General features: G+C 72.5%; 17 protein-coding genes and 1 pseudogene. 6 read left to right on the top strand and 12 right to left on the bottom strand.

The features are described from left to right. Nucleotides 1–79 precede the first annotated feature (79 nt). Nucleotides 80–997 carry an SDR family NAD(P)-dependent oxidoreductase gene (locus AB0877_RS23670; protein ID WP_366611520.1) on the bottom strand — a complete coding sequence of 306 codons (918 nt, stop codon included), beginning with the start codon at nt 995–997 and terminating at the stop codon, nt 80–82. Between the two features lie 131 nt (nt 998–1,128). On the opposite strand from AB0877_RS23670, the gene AB0877_RS23665 reads away from it, so the two are divergent. Further along, on the top strand, nt 1,129–1,950 hold the full coding sequence (locus AB0877_RS23665) for a helix-turn-helix transcriptional regulator (protein WP_366611519.1): 822 nt from the start codon (nt 1,129–1,131) through the stop codon (nt 1,948–1,950). Nucleotides 1,951–1,953: 3 nt separating this feature from the next. Here AB0877_RS23665 and AB0877_RS23660 read toward each other — a convergent pair whose 3' ends face one another. The 3 genes from AB0877_RS23660 to AB0877_RS23650 all read right to left on the bottom strand — a co-directional run bounded on the left by AB0877_RS23660 (nt 1,954) and on the right by AB0877_RS23650 (nt 5,121). Then, on the bottom strand, nt 1,954–2,721 hold the full coding sequence (locus AB0877_RS23660; protein ID WP_366611517.1) for a TetR/AcrR family transcriptional regulator: 768 nt from the start codon (nt 2,719–2,721) through the stop codon (nt 1,954–1,956). 76 nt (nt 2,722–2,797) lie between these two features. Next, a complete protein-coding gene (locus AB0877_RS23655; protein ID WP_366611516.1) occupies nt 2,798–4,429 on the bottom strand; it encodes an MFS transporter in 1,632 nt (543 codons plus the stop codon). Then, the gene (locus AB0877_RS23650; protein ID WP_366611514.1) at nt 4,426–5,121 is read right to left on the bottom strand and encodes an SDR family oxidoreductase; all 696 of its coding nucleotides are present in this window, start codon (nt 5,119–5,121) and stop codon (nt 4,426–4,428) included. The genes AB0877_RS23655 and AB0877_RS23650 overlap by 4 nt, the downstream gene beginning before the upstream one ends. Before the next feature lie 163 nt (nt 5,122–5,284). Between AB0877_RS23650 and AB0877_RS23645 the strand changes: the two genes are divergently transcribed. The 4 genes from AB0877_RS23645 (at nt 5,285) to AB0877_RS23630 (ending at nt 9,159) form a co-directional block, all read left to right on the top strand. Beyond that, a complete protein-coding gene (locus AB0877_RS23645) occupies nt 5,285–6,577 on the top strand; it encodes a sensor domain-containing protein (protein WP_366611513.1) in 1,293 nt (430 codons plus the stop codon). Beyond that, nucleotides 6,565–7,230 (top strand): response regulator transcription factor, encoded by a 666-nt coding sequence (locus AB0877_RS23640; RefSeq protein WP_366611511.1) that lies wholly within the window; start codon nt 6,565–6,567, stop codon nt 7,228–7,230. The genes AB0877_RS23645 and AB0877_RS23640 overlap by 13 nt, the downstream gene beginning before the upstream one ends. 102 nt (nt 7,231–7,332) lie before the next feature. Further along, nucleotides 7,333–8,394 carry a Gfo/Idh/MocA family oxidoreductase gene (locus AB0877_RS23635; RefSeq protein WP_366611509.1) on the top strand — a complete coding sequence of 354 codons (1,062 nt, stop codon included), beginning with the start codon at nt 7,333–7,335 and terminating at the stop codon, nt 8,392–8,394. Between the two features lie 216 nt (nt 8,395–8,610). Beyond that, on the top strand, nt 8,611–9,159 hold the full coding sequence (locus tag AB0877_RS23630; RefSeq protein ID WP_366611507.1) for a DUF1062 domain-containing protein: 549 nt from the start codon (nt 8,611–8,613) through the stop codon (nt 9,157–9,159). 41 nt (nt 9,160–9,200) lie between these two features. Here the strand turns inward: AB0877_RS23630 and AB0877_RS23625 are convergent, their stop codons facing one another. The 5 genes and pseudogenes from AB0877_RS23625 to AB0877_RS23605 all read right to left on the bottom strand — a co-directional run bounded on the left by AB0877_RS23625 (nt 9,201) and on the right by AB0877_RS23605 (nt 12,061). Next, on the bottom strand, nt 9,201–9,374 hold the full coding sequence (locus tag AB0877_RS23625; RefSeq protein ID WP_366611506.1) for a hypothetical protein: 174 nt from the start codon (nt 9,372–9,374) through the stop codon (nt 9,201–9,203). A 335-nt stretch (nt 9,375–9,709) separates the two neighbouring features. Continuing rightward, nucleotides 9,710–9,931: a hypothetical protein gene (locus tag AB0877_RS23620; protein WP_030335934.1), complete on the bottom strand. Its 222-nt coding sequence runs from the start codon at nt 9,929–9,931 to the stop codon at nt 9,710–9,712. A gap of 153 nt (nt 9,932–10,084) precedes the next feature. Then, entirely contained in the window at nt 10,085–10,444 is a 360-nt protein-coding gene (locus AB0877_RS23615; protein WP_366611638.1) for a hypothetical protein, read from the bottom strand. A gap of 199 nt (nt 10,445–10,643) precedes the next feature. Then, a pseudogene (locus tag AB0877_RS23610) lies at nt 10,644–10,868 on the bottom strand (ATP-binding protein); the annotation flags it as partial. A 116-nt stretch (nt 10,869–10,984) separates the two neighbouring features. Beyond that, nucleotides 10,985–12,061, bottom strand: coding sequence for a PIN domain-containing protein (locus AB0877_RS23605; RefSeq protein WP_366611503.1), 1,077 nt, complete (start codon nt 12,059–12,061; stop codon nt 10,985–10,987). A gap of 217 nt (nt 12,062–12,278) precedes the next feature. Between AB0877_RS23605 and AB0877_RS23600 the strand changes: the two genes are divergently transcribed. Continuing rightward, complete coding sequence (locus tag AB0877_RS23600; protein WP_366611501.1) at nt 12,279–14,315, top strand: glycosyl hydrolase family 28-related protein; 2,037 nt, start codon at nt 12,279–12,281, stop codon at nt 14,313–14,315. Between the two features lie 45 nt (nt 14,316–14,360). Here the strand turns inward: AB0877_RS23600 and AB0877_RS23595 are convergent, their stop codons facing one another. The 3 genes from AB0877_RS23595 to AB0877_RS23585 form a co-directional block, all read right to left on the bottom strand. After that, nucleotides 14,361–14,999 carry a hypothetical protein gene (locus AB0877_RS23595; RefSeq protein WP_366611500.1) on the bottom strand — a complete coding sequence of 213 codons (639 nt, stop codon included), beginning with the start codon at nt 14,997–14,999 and terminating at the stop codon, nt 14,361–14,363. A gap of 13 nt (nt 15,000–15,012) precedes the next feature. After that, the gene (locus AB0877_RS23590; protein WP_366611499.1) at nt 15,013–16,116 is read right to left on the bottom strand and encodes an SRPBCC domain-containing protein; all 1,104 of its coding nucleotides are present in this window, start codon (nt 16,114–16,116) and stop codon (nt 15,013–15,015) included. 67 nt (nt 16,117–16,183) lie between these two features. Continuing rightward, a complete protein-coding gene (locus tag AB0877_RS23585; RefSeq protein WP_366611498.1) occupies nt 16,184–17,233 on the bottom strand; it encodes a nitronate monooxygenase in 1,050 nt (349 codons plus the stop codon). Nucleotides 17,234–17,252 lie beyond the last annotated feature (19 nt).

The raw sequence follows: 17,252 nt of genomic DNA, 5'->3' as shown, positions 1-17,252 counted from the left end.
CGCCGTCCCAGTCGTACCACCCCGACCGCCAGGCCCGGAGTGGTTCCGCCGAGCCGGGCCGGCCGGCGGCGACACCGCGCTACGACATCAGGTCCGACGCCACATCCCAGAGCCGCGCGGCGTTGCCCGGGTCGACCGCGTACGCGGCCACGCCGGTGTAGTCGGCGGGCCGCTCGGTGACGACCGGAGCCTCGGCGCAGTCCTCGAAGTAGCGACCGCCGACGCCGTCGAGCAGCGGGGACGCCGCGAGCAGCACCGAGGTCGCCGCGCCCTGCTGCGGGGTCTTGTGCATCTCCCTGGGCGACTTCAGGCCGCCGGTGTGCTTCTGCAGCCCGGTGGCGATGGCGCCCGGGTTCAGCGCGTTGGCGTAAATGCCCTCGCCGGCCCAGCGGCGGGTGGCTTCCACGGCGAGCAGGGCCTCGGCGCTCTTGGACTGCCCGTAGGCCAGCAGCGGGTCGTACGGCCGGAACGCGAAGTGCAGATCGTCGAAGATCACCGGGGAGAAGAGGTTGCCGCTGGAGCTGACCGACACGACTCGGGCACCGCCGGCTGCGGCGAGGGCGTCGTGCAGGCCGACGGTCAACGCGAAGTGCCCCATGAAGTTGGTGGCGAACTGCATCTCCCAGCCCTCGGCGGTGCGCTCCAGCTCGGGCAGCGCCATGATCCCCGCGTTGTTGACCAGGATGTGCAGCGGCTGGTCCCAGCCGGCGACGAACTGGCGTACCGAAGCCTGGTCGGCCAGGTCCAGCGCGCGGACGGTGACCCGCTCCGCGCCGATGCTGGCCGCGATGTCGCCGGCGGCCTGCTCACCCGCCGCGACCCGGCGGACCCCGAGGACGACCTCGGCGCCGGCAGCGGCGAGCGAACGGGCCGTCTCGATGCCGATGCCGGCGGCACCGCCGGTGACGATGGCCCGCTTGCCGCTCAGGTCCACCCCGGCGATGACCTCGTCGGCGGTGGAGGCGAAACCGAAGGGAGTCGTGATGCGCTCTGTCATTGCTGTCCCGTCTCTCGATCACGCTTACCTGGACACTGTCACCCGAGCGGCAGGCGTCAGCCGGTTCCCTGTTTTTCCTGGTAGTGGCAGGACCAGGATGGGCGGTCGGTGCCGGCTCCTACGATGGGCGGGTGAGCGCGGCCGGCCCGCTGGGCGAATACCTGCGTGCCCGGCGCGAGCTGATCGGGCCGGGTGACGTCGGCCTGCCCGCGCACGGCCGTCGGCGGGTCCCCGGCCTGCGGCGCGAGGAGGCCGCCCTGCTCGCCGGCATCAGCGCCGACTACTACCTGCGGTTGGAGCAGGGGCGTGACCGGCACCCGTCGACGCAGGTGGTCGAGGCGCTGGCCCGCGCGCTGCGGCTGGACGCGGACGCGGCGGCACACCTGCACACGCTGGCCCGGCCGGTGCCGGCCCGCCGGGCGGCACGCCCCCCGGAGCGGGTGCCGGTGGGCATCCGGCAGTTGGTCGGTTCGTGGGCCGAGACGCCGGCCTTCGTGCACGGCCGACACCTGGACGTGCTCTTCGCCAACCCCGCCGCGACCGCGCTGGCACCGATCTTCACCGCCGGGGTGAATCTCCTGCGCGCGGTCTTCCTGGACCCGAGCGTGCCGGCGCTCTACCCGGCTCTGACGGCTGTCGCGGCCAACGCGGTGGCCGGCCTGCGCGCACAGGTCGGCCCCGAGGTGGACGACCCCCACCTCACCGAGCTGGTGCGGGAGCTGACGGCCGGCAGCGAGCGGTTTCGGCGGCTGTGGGCCCGGCACGACGTCACGGCCCGCGCGGGCGGCGGGGTGCGGGTGTTCCAGCACCCGGAGCTGGGCGAGTTGGCGCTGCGCTACGAGAAGCTCGCGATCAGCGGCACCACCCAGTCGCTGGTGGTCTACCACGCCGAGCCGGGCAGCCCGTCGGCGCGCTCGCTGGCCCGGCTGGCCCGACGGGCAGCACCGCGCTAGCGGCTACCGGTTGGCCGCCCGCTCGGCGACCACCACCGAGATCCCGTCGAGGACGCGTTGCAGACCGAACTCGAACGCGTACTCCGGGCCGTACGCGGCACCGTGCCGCTGGCCGGCCGCGGTGCCGACCCGGGACGCGATCGGGTAGGCGCCGGCCGTCATGACCGTCTCCAGCACGGGCGCGTGCGACTGCCACCACTGGCCGTCGGTCAGGCCGGTCTCGCGCTCCAGGTCGACCACCTCGGAGGCGGCCCGCGCGGCGCTCTTCACGTGCCCCAGCACGAGGGTGAGCACCGCGTCGACCTCGACGTCGGTGAGGCCGATGTCGACGATGGCGCTCAGCTCGTACTCGTACTTGGCCATCAGGTGCGGGCCGAGCACCGGTCGGGTGGTCTCGGCCCGCAGCATCCAGGGGTGCCGCTGGTAGAGCGCCAGGTTGTCGCGGGCGACCCGCTCCAGCCGGGTGCGCCAGTCACCCTCGACCACGGGGCGGGGCATCTCGCCGTACGCGGTGTCGATCATGACGGCGACGAGTTCGGCCTTGCCCGGCACGTAGGTGTAGACCGACATCGTGCCGACGCCCAGCGCCTCGGCGACCCGGCGCATGGTCAGCGCGTCGAGCCCTTCGGCGTCGGCGATGTCGATCGCGGCCCGGACCACCCGGTCGACGCTGAGCGCCGGACCGGCGCTGCGACTGGTCGGCTCCCGGGTGCGCCAGAGAAGAGCCAGGCTGCGGGCCGGGTCCGCGGTCGTCCTGCGCTCACTCGCCATGGTGCGGCCATCCTAACAACGACGCCGTACGTCGTACGCGGCCACGCCCGGCACGCTCCCGGGGTGCCGCCCGGGGTCAGAGCGCCTCGCGATCGTCGGAGAGTGTGGGGCCGGCGGCGGCGGGCACCAGGTGTCGGACCTCCGGTTCCCCGTCGGTCAGTTCCCGGGCCCGTTGCTCGGCCGCGCGGTCCTCGCCGGTCAACCGGCCGCCGTGCTGGCGCAGGTGCTCGTCCCAGGACGGCACCAGGTACACCTCGACGAACCGGTCCACCGTCTCGGCCGGGCGGAACAGCCCCCACCGCATCGCGCCGGTCCGCTGCCGCGCGCCCCGCACCACGTCCATCGCCGCCAGGAACCGTTGGGTCCGCTCCGGCCGGACCGTGTACTGCACCGTCACCAGCACCGGCCCCACCCTCGGGTCCGGCTCGCGTGCCAGGTGCAGCTGCGGCCAGTAGGCAGCCGGTTCCCGGTTGACCGAGCGCAGGTCCGGCAACGGCCAGATCCGACTCGTCAGGGTGCCGAGAAGCATCAGCGCCGCCGCCGCCAGGTACGCGGGGAGCAGCCCGGCCAGCTCGGCCACCAGACCCCACAGCAGGGCGCCGGCGGCCTGCCCACCGGCGAAGCACACCTGGTAGACGGCCAGGCCCCGGGCCCGTACCCAACTGGGCAGGAAGAGCTGCATCTCGGCGTTGACGTTGGCCAGCACCGTCACCCAGGCCATCCCGGCGGGCAGCAGGGCGAGCAGCACCAGCGGCACCGCCCGGACGGTGCCGACGACGGGCAGCGCCACGGTGAACAGCGCCCCGGCGATCAGCAGGAGCTGGTTGGCCGACAGCCGGGTGCGGATGACGGCCAGCAGCACGCCACCCGTGATGGCGCCCACGCCGAGGGCGGCCAACAGCACCCCGTACCCGCCGGAGCCCAGCCCCAGCCGCCGACTCGCCACCAACGGCAGCAACGCCCACAGCGCGCTGGCCGGGACCACGAAGACCAACGCACGGCGCAACAACCGGCGCACGGTCGGCGAGTGACGTACGTAGCGGCTGCCGGCGCGCAACGCGGCGGTGAACCGCTCCGGCACCTCGACCGCGCGGGCGTTGCCGGGCCGCCAGCGCCACAGCGCGTACGCGAAGATCGCGAAGGCGACCGCGTTGATGCCGAAGACCGGGGCGACGCCGGTACGGGCGATCAGCACGCCGGCCACCGCGGGTCCGACCGCCCTCGCCACGTTCACGCTGATCGACCCGAGCGCCGAGGCCGACCGGAGTTGGTCCTGCGGCACCAGCTCCGGGATCACCGCCGCCCAGGCCGGCAGGGTCAGCGCCTGCCCGACACCGAACGCGAACGTGAGGGTGAGCAGCAGCGCGGGCGGCATCCGGTCGGTCAGGGTGAGCAGCGTCAACGCGACCGCCACCGCCACCAGGAACAGCTGCACGGCGATCAGCAGGTGCCGGCGGTCGAAACTGTCGGCGAGCACCCCGGCGGGCAACGCCAGCAGCAGCACCGGCAGCAGACTGGCGGTCTGCACCAACGCCACGAGGGTGGAGGCGTTGGAGTGGTTGATCAGCAGCCACTGCGCGCCGACGGTCTGCATCCAGGTGCCGATGTTGGCGGCGAGCAGGGCCAGCCACAGGTTGCGGTAGACCGTCGTCCGCAGCGGCGCCCAGGCCGAGACCGGACGGTCGGCGGGTCCGGCTGCGGCCGTCACCACCGCCCGTCCGCGCGCAGCACGCGCTCACCGGAGACGTAGAGGTCGTCGGGTTCGAGCTGTAGCAACCGGACGACCTCGGTGGCGACCTGTTCGGGCATGGCGTACACCTCGTCGAGGAACTCGGCGCCCACCCGTTCCTGTAGCCGGGTCGGCATCGGCCCGGGGTGCAGTTGCATCACCTTGACCCGGTTGCTGTGCTGGGCCTCGGCCAGGGAGTCGACAAGGCTGTTGCCGTAGCTCTTGGTGGCCCGGTAGACGGGGATGCCGGGCCGGGGGGCCGCCAGCGCCAGCGCGCCGATGTAGACGACGTTGCCGTGGCCCTGCCGGTGCAGGTGCTGCACCGCCTCCCGCAGCAGGTACGTGACGCCCAGGACGTTGATCTCCACGGCCCGGCGGATGTGTTCCACCGAGAGGTCCCCCAGGTCGCCGCCCGCCCACATGGAGGCGCAGGCCGCCACCCCGTCGATCGTGCCGTAGCGCTCGACCACCTCGGCGAAGGAGTCGCGGACCTGTTCGTAGGAGGAGATGTCGCAGACGGCGCCGTCGCAACCCAGCTCGTCGGTCGCGGCGGCGACCTCGGCCGGCACGTTGCCGAACACCACCACCTGATGCTCGTCGACGAGCAGTCGGGCCACCGCGAGGCCGAGACCGCTGGTCCCGCCGACCACCACGAAGGTTCTGGCACCCATGTCTCTCCAGCCGCCGCCAGCACAGGGTCACGCGGGTCGCGTGACCTCGCGTTCTTCCCGTTTCCAGACGCCGCACACCCGGTCGCCGGTAGTGCTGGGCATACCCCGAAGAGTGGATCTGGACGGCTGGGGCACCCGGTCGCGCCCGATTAGCGTCTGCTGCATGACCACGGAACACCCTTCGCACCTGGCCGAGGCGCTGCGCCGCCGCCGCTGGCTGATCTCCGCGTGGCCCTGGCGCGCGCTGGCCTACCTGGTGACCACGGTGCCGGTCGCCGGTGTGCTCGGCGTCGGGCTGCTCGTCATCGGCGGACCCCTGCTGGCCGCCGCCAACGGGCTGCTGCTGCACGACCGGCCGCCGAGCATCGCGCTGATGCTGTTCCTGGGTGTCGGCAGCCTCACCCTGTTGGCGCTCGCGCCGATCGTGAGCTTCCCGGTGGCCGTCGTCGAGCGGTGGCGGGTCGGGCTCGTCGACGGTCGTCCGCTGCCCTCGTCGCCGTGGCCGGGCCTGGTCGCCCGCTACCGCAACGCCGCGACCTGGCGGGAGGTGGCCTACCTGTTCTGGCTGGGCGGCTTCGCCCCGGTCGCCTACTGGGTGTTCCTGGTGCTGGTGCTGCTCGACCTCGGGATGATCTCCAGCCCCTGGCTGGCCGGGGACGCCAACCAGCCGGTGGTGATCTGGCAGCCGATCGACAGCACCGGCGAAGCCATTCCGTACGCGATCGTGGGGGTGCTGCTGATCCCGGTGCTCTGCTACGCCGTCGGTCTGCTCGCCGCGCTCCAGGCAGCCGTGGCCCGGTGGTTGCTGGCGCACCCGGTGGACGCGGCGGCGCTGCGCGAGGTCACCCGCTCCCGCACCCGACTGGTCGGCGCGTACGAGGCCGAACGCCGTCGGATCGAGCGCGACCTGCACGACGGCGCCCAGCCCCGGCTGACCAGCCTCACCCTCCAGCTCGGGCTGGCCCGGCTGGACGTACCCGAGGACTCCCCCGCGTCCCGTCCCCTCGCCGTGGCGCACGACCAGGCCCGGGGCCTGATGGTGATGCTGCGGCAGTTGGTGCACGGCATCCGCCCGCAGAGCCTCACCGACCTCGGCCTGGCCGGCGCCGTCCGCGAGCTGGCCGACGCCGCCACCATCCCGGTCGCCGTGCACGCCGACCTGCGCGACGAGCTGCCGGAGATCGTCGACACCACCGCCTACTTCGTGGTCTCCGAGGCGCTGGGCAACGTAGCCCGGCACGCCGGGGCGACCCGCGCCGACGTACGCCTCACCCGGGTCGGCGGTGACCTCGTCGTCGAGGTGACCGACGACGGCCACGGCGGAGCCGACCCGGCCCGGGGCACCGGCCTGACCGGGCTCGCCGACCGGGTCGCCGCCGTGGACGGCCGGCTGTTGCTGTCCAGCCCGCCCGGCGGCCCTACAGTGGTCCGGGTGGAGCTGCCATGTCGTCGGTGACCCGGGTGGTGCTCGCCGAGGACGAGGTGCTGCTGCGGGAGGGTCTGGTCGCGCTGCTGACCCGCTTCGACTTCACCGTGTGCGCGGCCGTCGGCTCCGCACCGGACCTGCTGGCGGCGGCCCGCGAGCACCAACCGGACCTGGTGCTGACCGATATCCGGATGCCGCCGGGCCGCCGCGACGACGGGCTGCGGGCGGCCGTCACGCTGCGCACCGAGCGACCTGACCTCCCGGTCGTGGTGCTCAGTCAGTACGTGCAGACCGGGTACGCGGCGGCGCTGCTGGACAGCGGCGACGGGCAACGCGTCGGCTACCTGCTCAAGGACCGGGTCGCCGAGGTCACCGAGTTCGTCGACACGCTGCGCCGGGTCGCCGACGGCGGCACCGCCATCGACCCGGACGTGGTGCGACAACTGCTGCACCGCCCCCGCGATCCGCTCGCCGCGCTGTCCGCCCGGGAACGCGAGGTGTTGGCGCTGCTCGCCGAGGGACGGTCCAACGCCTCGATCGCCGGCCGGTTGCACGTCAGCGAGGCGGCGGTCGGCAAGCACGTCGGCAACATCCTGCTGAAGCTCGACCTGCCCCCCAGCGACGACACCAACCGCCGGGTGCTGGCGGTCCTCACCTACCTGCGCGCCGACCCGGTGACCTGACCGGCACCGGGCCGAGATCGGGCCCGACCGCCCCCGGCGTAGATTCTTCTCAGCGGTACCGACGCCAGGTCAGGGCGCGGACCAGGGAGACGGGGGCACGGCATGGCGAAGGCGCTGCGGGTTGGTCTGCTGGGGTACGGGTTGGCGGGTCGGGTGTTCCACGCGCCGCTGATCGCCGCGACTCCCGGGCTGCGCCTCGACGCCATCGTGACCCGTGACCCGCAGCGACGCGAACAGGCCGGACAGCACTTCCCGGACGCCCGCCTGGTCGACGACGCCGACGAGCTGTGGCGTACCCCGGACGCTCTGGACCTGGTCGTGGTGGCGACGCCGAACCGGCAGCACGTGCCGATGGCGCGCGCGGCGCTCGCCGCCGGCCTGCCGGTCGTCGTCGACAAGCCGCTCTCCCCGACCGCCGCGGAGGGCCGCGTGCTGATCGACGAGGCGACCGAGCGTGGGGTGCCGCTGACGGTCTTCCAGAACCGGCGCTGGGACGGCGACTTCCTGACCGTCCGCCGCCTGGTCGAGCAGGGCGAGTTGGGGCAGGTGCTGCGCTTCGAGTCCCGGTTCGAGCGGTTCCGTCCGACGATCAAGCCGGGCTGGCGGGAGCTTGCCGGCCCGGAGGAGGCCGGCGGTGCCCTCTTCGACCTCGGTGCCCACCTCGTCGACCAGGCGGTGCAGCTGTTCGGCCAGGTCGAGCGGGTGTACGCGGAGGTGGACCGTCGCCGCGCCGGCGCTGCCGTCGACGACGACGCCTTCGTGGCGTTGACCCACACCAACGGGGTCCACTCCCACCTGTGGATGGGCGCGGTGACCGCTCAGCTCGGGCCGCGCCTGCGGGTGCTCGGCGACCGGGCCGGCTACACCAGCTACGGGCTGGACGTGCAGGAGGCGGCGCTGCACGACGGTGGCCGCCCGGACCAGCCGGGCTGGGGTGAGGTCCCGCCGGACCGCTACGGCCTGCTCGGCGTCGACGGCGACCTGCGGCCGGTACCGACCGAACCCGGTGCGTACCAGAGCTTCTACGCCCAGGTGGCGGCCGCGCTGCGCGACGGCTCGCCGATGCCGGTGGACCCACGGGACTCCGTCCACACTGTCGAGTTGATCGAGCTGGCCCACCGGTCGGCGGCCGAAGGCGTGGTCCTGCCGGTCCCGACGGCCTGACCGGCTCGCACGTCCCGCCACCCGGGCTCCTGACGCGGAAAACCAGTGGAGCGGCGCCGTCGTGCGCCGTTACCGTGCTGCGCAACCAGGTCGTCTAGGCAAGGACGTGCCGTTGTACACCCTGTGAGACCTCCCGAGAGCTGATCTGTCGCGCGTCGCGCCTGTGCGCCGCGCTCCTTTTTGCTGCGGACTTCTCACTGAAACCGGTGTACCTCTGTGCTCATTCACTGGGCCGTCGTGCCCACCTGCCTGCCGATCGTCAACCGCCGTTGCCACGCGTGCCCGTCCCAACGCCTTCGGGCGAGCGGCACGTTCCGGGTCAACGCCAACCACAAGCTCCTCGACGTCTGGCTCCTCGCGCTCTGCACCGAGTGCGGTGAGACGGCGAAGCTCACCGTCCTGGAACGGACGACCGTTCGCACCATCCCACCCGAGCTGCTGGACCGGCTCCATCGCAACGACGGCGGCCTGATCGCCGAACTGCTCCAGGATGCGGCCGTTCAGCACCGGAACCGATTCGCCCTGGACTGGACCGACGCCTGGCGTCTCGACACCGGCGGATCGGCGCACCTGGACCTCGACGTGATCGACGTCGCGGTCCGCAACGCGGCACGGGTCCCGGTCCGGCCGACCCGACTGATCGCTGAGGCTTGCCGGCTGTCGCGCGGCGAGGTGAACCGACTGATCATGGAGGGCAAAGTCGTTTCGGCGTTCCGGTTGAGCGGCAGGCTCTCCGGCGACTTCACCTTCACGCTGAAGCGCTGAGCCGACCCTCGGGGCCTGTCCGGCAGGACGCCGGGCGGGCCCTAGTCGGCGTTCTCCTCGGTGAGAGCGTCGTCCGACGCGCGGGCGTCGTCATCGGTCAGCGCGTCGTCGGTCAGCCCGTTATCGGACGGGGTGCCGAGGTTGGCGAGTCGACGCTCGGCCTCTCGGACCTCCTCGTCGATCCTGGGGCTCTCCTCGTCGGGACCCTGCGACATGGGCGACCTCCATCGGACGCGCGACCGGCAGCCCAACGGATACCCGACCTGAGGGCGGGGACACGGAGATCCGCCGACATGCCTTGATCAAGTGATGAAAAGTAGCTCAATCCGCTCCCCGAGACCTACTTTTCATCACTTGATCGAGAAAGCCCGGGGCGGGCGGTCGGCCGAGCCGCACTGGCGAGCTTCCGGAGCTTCGACGGCTGGACGTAGATCTCAGGGAGCCGCGCGCGCCCGTAGCCGAGTTGGTCAGTGGTTACCGAGCGCCGGGCCGGTCGGCGGGCGCGCCGGGCCGTAGCCCGGGAGCGTTGCCGACCCGGCCCGGTGCCGGATCAGCGCTGCTTCAGCTCGCGCCAGGATGGGTGGGTGCCGCGCCAGGCGTCGGCGAGGATGGCCGCCGAGGCCCGGCTTGGGCACTGCTGCACCCGCTCACGACCCGACGCCCCACCGATCTGGGCGCGGACCTCCCAACCCTGCCCGTCAGTACGGATGTACACGTCCCGGCGTCCGCGCGGGGTCGTGTCTCCGTTCCACCAGTGCTCCTCGACCTTCATTCGCCGACCGTATAGCAATTTTTGCGTGGAGGGTACGGCGCAGGAGGGTTGATAGTGGGGCGATAGTCGTAAATCAGGCGCACTTCAACCGGACCGTTACCGGGGAGGAACCGCAACGGCGGCTCCTCCCCGTCCTGAGTAACGAATCAGGCGTTAATCACATGCCGCCGAGCACCCCTGCCAGGGTGTTGGCCAAGCGTCCTGCCCGGAGGGGCTGGGGTGCGGCGAGCCACCCTCAGCGGTGATCTGAAGGTCACCGGGAGTGAACGGTGGCGGCATCGCCACCCGGACGGCGGGGTCGAACGGGACGCCGAGTTGGATGGCCCAGTTGAGATCACTGATCACGCCGCGCACGCTGCCCACCCAGAGCGGATCGATCAGCGGTTGCAGTGTCGACACCGGGGCCGCCGGGAGGTACGAGTGCGTCGCGGTCGGCAGCAGCGACTTGAGCTTGGCCCAGGCGTACTGTCCGACGTCGATGTTGGCCGGGGTGATGTCGTATACAGCATCCACACCACCTTGTCCGCCCCGGCGCCGAGCAGTGAGTTGACGATGGTGGTGGCGTGGTACGCGTTGTGCCCCGTCCGCGCGCGTCGTCGATGCCGATCACCACCGGCCGTTCGCCGGCCCGGCGGGCGAAGTCCCGCTCGACGCTGACCACCAACCCCACCGGGTCGGAACGGGATCCGGTCGGCGCGGGTATCAGATGGGAGACGGCGCCGAACGGGATGGACCGCGCCGCGCCGGTCGCCGAGACCCGGTGGCACTCCACGCCGTTCTCGGCGGCGCGGGTCAGCGCCTCGCGCAGCAGACGCGTCTTGCCCACCCCGGCGTCGCCGACCAGCACGAGCCCGGGCAGGCGCGCCGACACGACGTCCTCGATGGTCTTCAGCTCGTCGTCGCGCCCGACGAGTGTCCATTCGCCACGTCCCGACATGCCGACCCTCACCTCGCCCCTCGGGACCGCCCTACCACCCACCCTATGGGCAGGCTCGGCACTCCCGCTCGACAGCGGTCAATGGCCGGCGGAGGCCGCCTGCCCCGGTCGGGCCGTCACCCCTGGGCTGTCAGGAGGTAGTCGTCGGCTTCGGGGCTCCAGCGCAGGTCCAGTACGCCGGCGGTGGCGGCGGCCTTGCAGAACTGCAGGAAGCTGCGGTAGCCGAGCTTCTTCTCGCTGAAGTCGGGGCGGGCCCGGCGTACCTGGTTCTTCAACCCGGACAACGCCACCGGGTTGCCGCCGCTGCCGAGGTCCGCCACGACGCCCCGGAGCAGACCGAACGCCACCTCCCGGTCACCGTGCTCGGGCAGTGAGACCTCGGGGTCACCCTTCGCCGGCCCCTCGGCCAGCTCGATCACGTTGCGCTCGGCGAGGTGGCGCAGCAGTTCGCCGAAGGTGCGGAAGCCGTAGTCGGACTCGCTGAAGGTGGGGTCCTTGCGCAACAGCGTCCGCTTGAGCCGGGAGGCGGTGACCTCACCGTTGGCGCTGCCCTGCAACCCGGCGACCGACTGGGCGACGAGCACCGCGACGGCGTCCACATCCCGATCGGGCTCCGCGTCCGGTGTGCGACGCTCCTGCTCCTGCTCCGGTGGGCGCTGCTCCGCGCCGGCCTGCCGGGTGGCGGGACGAGCGCGCCGACCATGGGCCGGCGGAATGTCCACGCCCTCCAGTCGGTCGTAGTAGAGGAACTCGTCGCACGCGGGGGGAAGCAGCCCCGAGGTGGACCCCTCGACCCCGACGCCGATGACCCGCTTGTTCAGCTCGCGCAGCTTGTGCACCAGCGGGGTGAAGTCGCTGTCACCGCTACAGATCACGAAGGTGGAGATGTAGTCGCGTTCGAACGCCAACTCGATCGCGTCGACGGCCATCTTGATGTCCGCGGCGTTCTTGCGGGACGCGCCCATCCGCTGCGGGATCTCGATCAGCTCGACGTGCGAGCGGGTGAGCATCCGGCGGTCCTCGTCGAAGTAGGACCAGTCGGCGTACGCCCGTCGCACCACCACCCGACCTCGTTCGGCCAGCGCGTCGGCGATGGGCCGGAAGTCGAAGGCCGCGCCGCCACGATGGTCGCGCGCGCCCAACGCGAGGTTCTCGTAGTCGAGGAAGAGGGCAATCCGGTCTTCTTGATCCACGCGGATCAGCCTACGCCGGGCGTGAGCTGGTGGGGGCAGGCGACGCGCGGCACCTCAACTCGACGACCGTCCATTTCTTGCGGACTAGTAGTCGTTTATTTTCATTGTTCGATAGTTGTCTTGCAGCGCCCTGCCTGGTGCTGCATCATGACGATCAATGTCGGGCGTCGGGGGCGCCGGGCGGACCTCCACCACCACCCACCCAGGAGGGTCACCGATGTTTCGCAGCCTCACGCCGGCGCGGGGACGCCCCAACCGGCCCAGCGGCACCGCCGTCGCGCTCGCGGCCGGTCTCGCCGTGCTGGTCGCCGGACCCACCGCGGCCGTCGCCAGTCCACCCGCGTCCGCCGGCGCGCAGCCGGTGGTCACCCGGGCCGCCCTCGATCCGGCGCTGGTCGCCGGACGCGGCGCGGACGTCGACTTCCTCGAACAGGAAGCGGAGAACGCCCGCACCAACGGCGAGATCATCGGGCCCGACCGGACCGCCTACACCCTGCCCGCGGAGGCTTCCGGCCGCCGGGCGGTCCGGCTCACCCCCGGGGAGTACGTGGAGTTCGTCCTGCCCAGCGCGGCGAACGGGATCACCGTGCGGTACAGCATCCCGGACGCGCCACAGGGTGGCGGGATCACCGCGCCGCTGAAGGTCGCGGTCAACGGCAAGCACCTGCGCACCATGACGCTCACGTCGCAGTACTCGTGGCTCTACAACCAGTACCCGTTCACCAACGACCCGCAGGCCGGACTGCTGCACCCGGACTGGTGGATCACCGAGTGCCAGTGCGTGCCGTCGGCCACCACGCCGTACCCGAGTATCATCACGCCGTTCCGGCCCACCCACTTCTACGACGAGCAGCGACTGCTGCTCGGGCGTACCTACCGGGCCGGCGACAAGGTCCGGCTCACCGCGCCGACCGGCAGCGCCGCCGCCTGGACGGTCATCGACCTGCTCGACTCCGAGTTGGTGGCACCGCCACACGTCCGACTGCTCGCGGCGAACGTGCTCGCCTTCGGCGCCGACCCCACCGGCCGGCGGGACTCCGCCGACGCGCTGGACCGGGCCATCGCCTTCGCCCGGCGCGCCCACCTCAAGGTCTACATTCCCCCGGGCACCTACCAGGTCAACCGGCACATCATCGTCGATGACGTGACCATCGAGGGCGCCGGCAACTGGTACACCACGATCAAGGGTCGCGAGGTCGCCCTGCCGACTCCCGCGCCGGACGGCTCCGTGCACACCGGGGTCGGGTTCTACGGGCGGGACGCCGCCGACGGCGGCAGCCGCAACGTGCACCTCTCCGGCTTCGCCATCGAGGGCGACGTGCGGGAACGCATCGACACCGACCAGGTCAACGCGATCGGTGGGGCGATGAGCGACTCCACCATCGACGGGCTCTACCTGCACCACACCAAGGCAGGTCTGTGGTTCGACGGCCCGATGCGCAACGTCCGTGTCACCAACAACATCATCGTCGACCAGATCGCCGACGCGCTCAACTTCCACACCGGCGTGACCGACTCCCTCGTGGCGCACAACTTCGTCCGCAACACCGGCGACGACGGCCTGGCGATGTGGTCGGAGAAGACGGCCAACGCACGGAACACGTTCGACCACAACACCGTGCAGTCACCGACCCTGGCCAACGGCATCGCCATCTACGGCGGTACCGACACCACCGTCTCGCACAACCTGGTCGCCGACCCGGTACGCGAGGGCAGCGGCCTGCACGCCGGGGCCCGCTTCGGCGCCGAGCCGTTCACCGGGCACCTGCGCTTCACGAACAACACCACGGCCCGCGCCGGCACGTACGAGCTGAACTGGAACATCGGGCTGGGCGCGATCTGGGTCTTCGCCCTGGACCGCAGCATCGAGGCGCCCATCGAGGTGACCGGCGACGCGTACCTGGACAACACCTACAACGCGATCATGCTGGTCAGCGACTGGCCGGTGAAGGACCTCTACTCGATCGACGACGCGCGGTTCCGGGACGTCCGGGTCGACGGCACCGGCACCTCGGTGCTCAGCGCCCGCGCTGCCGGGTCCGCCTCGTTCGCCAACGTGGACGCTCGCAACGTGGGCGCGGTCGGCGTCAACAACTGCGGGTCGTTCCACTTCACCCCGGCCGGTTCGGAGTTCACGCTGACCGACCTCGGCGGTAACGACGGCGGGTGGCTCGCGCCGTGGCTGCTGCCCAACACCATCACCTGCGACGACCGGCCGCCCGTGTCGCCGCCCCCGCCGCCGGCGCAGTGGTGACAGCGGTGGGCGGCCCGATCGCTCGGGCCGCCCACCGCACCCGGATCAGCGCGTCCTGGCGTACGCCAGCGCGACGGTCGTGGAATGACCGTCCCAGCTGCCGCTCAGCGTGCCCCCGGTCGGTCCGTCGGCTCCGGCTCCCGGCCGGCGCACGACGACCAGCTCGACGGTGTCGGTGGCGATGAGCGTGCGGTCCTCGTCGACCACCCGCCGCACCGCGCCGACGGCCGGTACCCCGGCCTCGGCGGCGACCCCGTCGACGACGACCGTCACCGTCGGCTCACGCACCTCGCGCCGGCCGTCGACCTCGAAGTACTGCTCCGCCTGACCGCGGCCGGTGAGGATCGCCTGGGCGAGCGCGGCCGCGTAGACCGGGTCGACGCAACCGTCGTACACCCAGCGCCGGCCGAGCACCGAATGCTCGGTGGTGCCGACGAGCCAGCCGTCCGCACCGTCGAGAGGCGCGGCACGGTAGGTGAGCGGAACCTGGTGGACCGGCCCGTCGGCGGCGCTCACCAGCATCGTCTCGATGCCGACCTCGCCGTCCGGGTCGTCGAAGCGGTAGGCGCCCCGGCTCACCACCTCGACGCCGGTCGGCCCGGCGAACCATTGTCGGGAGGGCAGCCAGGCCGTCAGCAGGTCCAGTTTCGTGGGGTGCAGGGTCGCCCTGTGCAGCAGTGCCATGTCGGCAGCCTAGTCAGAGGCCCGCGCAGGGTCGTCCGCCGATGGTGCAGCTCTCCGGCTCCCGGGCGTTCGGCCGGCTGTCGCGGACGTCGAAGCTGATCGTCTGGGATCCCCCGCCCGCCACGGCGGCCCCGGTGAAGGTGATCACCCGTCGGTCCTGTCGCCAGTTCGCGCCCTCGACGTCGTCGACAGTGGTGCCCTCGGCAAGGGTGACCACCACCGCCCAGTCCGCCACCGGCGCACCTCCCGGGTTGCCGACCACGATCTCTCCGGTGTAGCCGAACAGCCGGTCGGATTCGGTCTCGTAGCGGGCCGTGACGGGCGCCGGTGGCGGAGGTGGCGCCGCCGACGTGGGCGTCAGCGAGGGCTTCGCCGACGGGGTCCGGCTCGGCCGGGTGGTCGCCGACGCGGTGGCCCGGGAGGGGCGCGCCGAGGGGGTCGCCGTGGAAACGACCGTCGCCCTGCCGGCCGTCGCGGTCGACGACGCGGGCGCGGTCGCGGTCGCGGTCGGTACGGGCGCGGCGACCGGCTTCGGGTCGAGCGGCAACGTCACCCAGGCCGCCGTCCCCGCCAGCAGCACGGCCCCGGCGACCACGGCGACCAGCGTGCGACGCCGGCGGGGGTTACGGCCGGCCCGGCCGCGTACGCCGACCAGCGGCAGTTCCGCGGTCATCCCACCGTCGGCCCGGCGCAGGTCGACCTGCTGGAAGGCGAGCCAGTCGAGAATGGCCGGCAGTCGGACCGTCAGCGCCTGCCGGAGTTGCTGCTCGCGTGGCTTCTGCCGCTCGACCGACCACCCGCCGTGCGTGGTGACCTCCCGCACCTCCAGCCGGCAGCCCTGGGTCGTGGCCGTGACGTCGCAGGTCACCTCGCTGAGCCGACCGGCCTCGTCGCAGGCCAGCACGAGCAGGTCCGGCTCCTGCCGCTCGGTGACCTCGACCTCGACGTCCGCCTGGAAGCCGGACAGGCCGGCGGTGCGCAGCAGCATCCGGTCGGGTACGCCCTCGACCATCTCGGCCTCGGCGAACCACCGGCCGAGCAACTCCCGATCAGTCAGGGCGCGCCAGACCCGCTCAGCCGGGTGGGACAGCTCGACCTGCGCACCGATCTCGATCACGGCGAGACTCTAACGGGTTGCCCGCCCGGCCTGTCCCGCCCGCCCGAGCCGGTTGCCGGCGGCCTGGTCAGCCCCAGCGGCTGGATCGCTCGACCACTGTGGCCAGCGCGGCCCGTGCGTCTGCGCTCACCTCGGCGACCACCTGCGCCGCCGGCACGTCCCGGGCCAGCGGGTGTGCCTGCCCGGCCCAGAGGTTGGCCACCGATGCGTCCGCGTCGCGCCGGGCGGCGACGAGCAGGGGACGCGTCAGGTGCAGCACCTGGGGGTAACCACGCGGTGCCACCGCGTCGTGCTCGCGCAGGAAGTCGTTGGCCACGCCACGGGCCCGCTTACCGGTGTACGCCCGGGTCAACGCGGTCGGTGCGGCACCGGCCACCGCCGCGCGGTGCATCGGCGAACTGCCCGCCTCCGGGCAGCGCAGGAAAGCCGTGCCGAGTTGCGCGGCGGCAGCGCCGGCGGCCAGCACGGCGGCCACCGAGGGGCCGTCGACGAGGCCACCCGCGGCCACCAGCGGCCGGTCACAGCGGGCGGCGGTCAGTCGGAGCAGCGGCAGCAACCCGTAGTCGTCGTCGTCCGGCAGACCGCCGCGATGCCCACCGGCCTCGGTGCCCTGCACCACCACCGCGTCCACACCCAGGTCGGCGGCGGCGATCGCGGCGTCCGGGCGGGTGACGGTGGCCCACACCTCGGTGCCCCGCTCGCGCAGGGCGCTGACCGCCGCCCGGTCGGGCAGCCCGAACACGAAGGACACGACCGGGACCGGGTCCGCGAGCAGAGCCGCCAGCTTCTCCGGGTACGCGTCGTCGCCGCCCACCGCCTCGCCCAGGCTCACGCCACGTCGCGCGGCCTGCGGGGCGAGCCGTTCGGCGTACGCCCGGATGGCGGCGTCGTCGACGCCACCCGGGTCGGGCAGGAAGAGGTTCACACCGAACGGCCGATCGGTACGCGAGCGAACCTCGGCGACGTCGGCCAGCAGCCGGTCGGTCTCGATCATCCCGGCGGCGAGGAAGCCCAACCCACCCGCGGCGGACACGGCGGCCACCAGCGCGGGCGTGGACGGGCCACCAGCCATCGGGGCGGCGATGATCGGGTGGCGCAACGTGGACAGGACGGACATCCCCCCATCCTGCCGCAGG

The sequence above is a fragment of the Micromonospora sp. NPDC047644 genome, from assembly GCF_040704315.1.
Classification (GTDB): Bacteria; Actinomycetota; Actinomycetes; order Mycobacteriales; family Micromonosporaceae; genus Micromonospora.
Note: the sequence above shows the minus strand (reverse complement) of the source record. Positions and strands in the feature narration are given on the sequence as shown.

Excerpts from the sequence above, each read along its gene's own strand:
- AB0877_RS23635 (WP_366611509.1), top strand. The coding sequence starts at position 7,333 with ATGGCGAAGGCGCTGCGGGTTGGTCTGCTGGGGTACGGGTTGGCGGGT.
- AB0877_RS23620 (WP_030335934.1), bottom strand. The coding sequence starts at position 9,931 with ATGAAGGTCGAGGAGCACTGGTGGAACGGAGACACGACCCCGCGCGGA.
- AB0877_RS23645 (WP_366611513.1), top strand. The coding sequence starts at position 5,285 with ATGACCACGGAACACCCTTCGCACCTGGCCGAGGCGCTGCGCCGCCGC.
- AB0877_RS23670 (WP_366611520.1), bottom strand. The coding sequence starts at position 997 with ATGACAGAGCGCATCACGACTCCCTTCGGTTTCGCCTCCACCGCCGAC.
- AB0877_RS23625 (WP_366611506.1), bottom strand. The coding sequence starts at position 9,374 with ATGTCGCAGGGTCCCGACGAGGAGAGCCCCAGGATCGACGAGGAGGTC.
- AB0877_RS23640 (WP_366611511.1), top strand. The coding sequence starts at position 6,565 with ATGTCGTCGGTGACCCGGGTGGTGCTCGCCGAGGACGAGGTGCTGCTG.
- AB0877_RS23600 (WP_366611501.1), top strand. The coding sequence starts at position 12,279 with ATGTTTCGCAGCCTCACGCCGGCGCGGGGACGCCCCAACCGGCCCAGC.
- AB0877_RS23660 (WP_366611517.1), bottom strand. The coding sequence starts at position 2,721 with ATGGCGAGTGAGCGCAGGACGACCGCGGACCCGGCCCGCAGCCTGGCT.
- AB0877_RS23650 (WP_366611514.1), bottom strand. The coding sequence starts at position 5,121 with ATGGGTGCCAGAACCTTCGTGGTGGTCGGCGGGACCAGCGGTCTCGGC.
- AB0877_RS23585 (WP_366611498.1), bottom strand. The coding sequence starts at position 17,233 with ATGTCCGTCCTGTCCACGTTGCGCCACCCGATCATCGCCGCCCCGATG.
- AB0877_RS23595 (WP_366611500.1), bottom strand. The coding sequence starts at position 14,999 with ATGGCACTGCTGCACAGGGCGACCCTGCACCCCACGAAACTGGACCTG.